The organism is Synechococcus sp. MU1655 (assembly GCF_023630655.1).
GTDB lineage: Bacteria > Cyanobacteriota > Cyanobacteriia > PCC-6307 > Cyanobiaceae > Synechococcus_C.
In genome coordinates this window covers 1-2,942 of sequence record NZ_JAKUHK010000245.1, presented here as the reverse complement: position 1 = coordinate 2,942, position 2,942 = coordinate 1, and the positions used below count along the sequence as shown (strand labels likewise).

3 protein-coding genes are annotated in these 2,942 nt (G+C 55.8%); all 3 read left to right on the top strand.

The genetic code is table 11. The features are described from left to right. Positions 1-44 precede the first annotated feature (44 nt). The 3 genes from NCN04_RS10100 to minD are packed head-to-tail and all read left to right on the top strand — an operon-like array spanning position 45 to position 2,886. Positions 45-1,301, top strand: a complete 1,257-nt coding sequence (locus NCN04_RS10100; protein WP_250396008.1) for an HD domain-containing protein — start codon at positions 45-47, stop codon at positions 1,299-1,301. A 27-nt stretch (positions 1,302-1,328) separates the two neighbouring features. Further along, on the top strand, positions 1,329-2,039 hold the full coding sequence (locus NCN04_RS10095; protein WP_250396007.1) for a septum site-determining protein MinC: 711 nt from the start codon (positions 1,329-1,331) through the stop codon (positions 2,037-2,039). Positions 2,040-2,070: 31 nt separating this feature from the next. Then, positions 2,071-2,886, top strand: coding sequence for a septum site-determining protein MinD (gene minD, locus NCN04_RS10090; protein WP_048347997.1), 816 nt, complete (start codon positions 2,071-2,073; stop codon positions 2,884-2,886). Positions 2,887-2,942 lie beyond the last annotated feature (56 nt).

The following is a 2,942-nucleotide window of genomic DNA, read 5'->3' as shown; positions in this document are numbered from 1 at the left end:
CCAACAACTGAGCTCAGCCATGAAGAGGAGATCGCAGCAACGGCATGAGTAGCCGCACTTATCACGACCCTCTTCATGGCGGCATCGCGCTCAATACAGACGACCCAGCAGAAGCGCTGGTGCTCGAGCTCGTTGACGCAGCTCCCTTTCAGAGGCTGCGGCGCATTCGCCAGCTCGGGCCTGCATTTTTAACCTTCCACGGCGCTGAATCGAGCCGGTTCACCCACTCTCTTGGCGTGTTCCACATCGCACGACAGGCCTTTCAGGGCTTGTTGGCCATGGATCCATCACTGGAACGTCATCGTGGCGTGCTTTATGCAGCAGCCCTGCTCCATGACTTGGGTCATGCGCCCCTGAGCCACACCGGCGAGGAAATGTTTGGCACCCACCATGAACATTGGTCCGCACGCATTGTTCGAGAGCACCCGGCGATCCAGGAGCCACTCGAAGGATTCCAACCGGGAAGCTCAGAGGCCGTGGCCGCACTTCTAGAGCACGGCAGCACAGAACGCAGGGTGATTAAGGACCTTGTGAGCAGCCAACTCGACTGCGACAGACTCGATTACTTGCTGCGCGATAGCTACAGCACAGGGACGAGCTATGGCCAGCTTGATTTAGAGAGAATCCTGGCTGCACTCACCCTGGCGCCAGATGGGGAACTCGCGATTCATCCCAAGGGTCTAATGGCCGTCGAGCACTACCTCGTGGTGCGAAACCTGATGTACCGCAGTGTTTACAACCACCGCCTCAATGTGGTCTGCAATTGGCTGCTGGAACAAATGATCCGTCTAGCCCGTGAGCTTGGTCCCGATGATGTCTGGACAGATTCAACGATGCAGCGCTGGCTTTGGTCTGCCCATGAGCTCGACCTGGAGTCCTACCTTGCTAACGATGACCTGCGAACTGGCTATCACTTGTTGCGCTGGAGAGAGGAAGCTCCTCGCCCACTCGCTGAGCTGTGTGATCGGTTTCTCAACCGACGACTCCTGAAAGCCCTCGATGTAGACAGTCTTTCAAAAGAGAAACAGCTCGAATGCTTGGCCCTAGCCAGGGGATTAGCTGAAGCGGAAGGTTTAGATCCGAGTTTGTGCTGCGGACTACGGCATCAACAATTGCATGGTTATCACCCATATCGCGGGGGCCTAAGACTTTGGAATGGCCAGCAACTTCAAGCGCTTGAGCAATGCTCAGAACTCGTTAGAAGCCTGAGCAAACCGGCCAGCACCAGCTGGCTGATCTATCCAAAACAGATCAGTCAGGAACTGAAACGAAAGGTGGGCCAATACCTGGCGCACCTCTAACGTCAGCCTCCACCCTTGATCACGTCGGTGGCTTTGACCCAAGAGACCTCTCAAGCTGCATGCCATCGCCTGGTTTTGCCCACCAACCGGCACATCCCTTGGCAGGACACCTTGGCGGACCAACTCAATGGTCTTGAGGGCAAGGATCTTGAATTGGATAGCGGGGAGTGGTTGCTGAATTGCCGAGTGCTCTCTGCCTTGCAAGCTCAACTTGAGGACCGTCAATGTCGATTGCTGTCGATCAAAAGCTGCAATCCACACACTGTGGTCAGCGCCAATGCGCTTGGCATTCCAGCTCAGCTCATGTCGCCGCAGCTCGCTGATCCACATCCTGAAAGTCGCGAAGACCAGCAGGCTCCAGCCCTGTTAATCCATCGAGCGACCCTGCGATCGGGTGACCATCTCAAAGCACGCCATCACGTTTTGCTCATTGGCGATGTCAATCCAGGCGCTCAAATCAGTGCAGGAGGGAACGTCCTGGTCTGGGGACGCCTCCGTGGATGCGCCCACGCGGGGGTTCAGGGTGAATTAAATGCCCGCATTACGGCATTACAGCTCCGACCGCTTCAGCTACGAATCGCAGATCTAGTCGCTAGAGGACCAGAGGAAAAACCTCAACCTGGACTAGCGGAGGAAGCGCGGATTGTGGATGGAGAGATTGCAATCGAACCTGCTGATCCCCGCAGTGACTTACTGATGCAGAAGCTTTCAGCTGATTCGAACAAACAAGGGCACTAACACTTAACCTAGCCACATCAACCGCGACAACGTGACGTCAAATTCGCGAACGATCTTGATCTGCTCCGGCAAGGGGGGCGTTGGGAAGACCACCCTGACGGCCAACTTGGGGATTGCCCTTGCCCAGCTTGGGTCCAGCACTGTAGTTCTGGATGCTGACTTCGGTTTGCGCAACCTTGATCTGTTGCTTGGACTCGAGAATCGCATTGTCTACACAGCGCAGGAGGTTTTAGCCGAGACCTGTCGCTTGGACCAGGCCCTCGTAAAGCACAAGCAAGTCCCCAATCTGGCGTTGCTACCGGCTGGCAACCCTCGAATGCTCGAGTGGCTCAAACCGGAAGACATGCAGGCCATTGCCTCCATGCTGGAAAAACGATTTGATTACGTGCTGATCGACTGCCCCGCAGGCATTGAAGACGGCTTCAAAAACGCCGTTGCAGCTGCCCGGGAAGCCATTGTGATCACCACACCTGAAGTGTCGGCAGTACGAGATGCAGATCGCGTGATCGGATTGCTCAACACCCACGGGGTGACACCAGTCCAGCTCGTCCTCAACCGAGTCAGGCCGAAAATGATGGCCAATCAAGAGATGCTCGCTGTGGATGACGTCACCGACATCTTGGCCCTCCCCTTGCTCGGACTAGTGCTGGAAGATGAGCAGGTGATCGTGAGCACTAATCGGGGCGAACCTCTTACCTTGAATGGAACAAAATCACCAGCAGCCAAGGCCTACGGCAATATCGCTGGCCGTCTTCAAGGCGAAGACATTCCATTGCTGGATCCTTCCAAGGAGCGTTCGGGCCTACGGGCCACAGTGCGCCGCTTGATGCAAACGAAGATCTTCTGAGCTGATGACTCTCCGTGACCTTGTCGACAAATTGCTTGGGCGTCAACCAGCAAGTG

Bases quoted from the DNA above. Each gene is read 5' to 3' on its own strand.
- NCN04_RS10100 (WP_250396008.1), top strand. From the start codon at position 45: ATGAGTAGCCGCACTTATCACGACCCTCTTCATGGCGGCATCGCGCTC.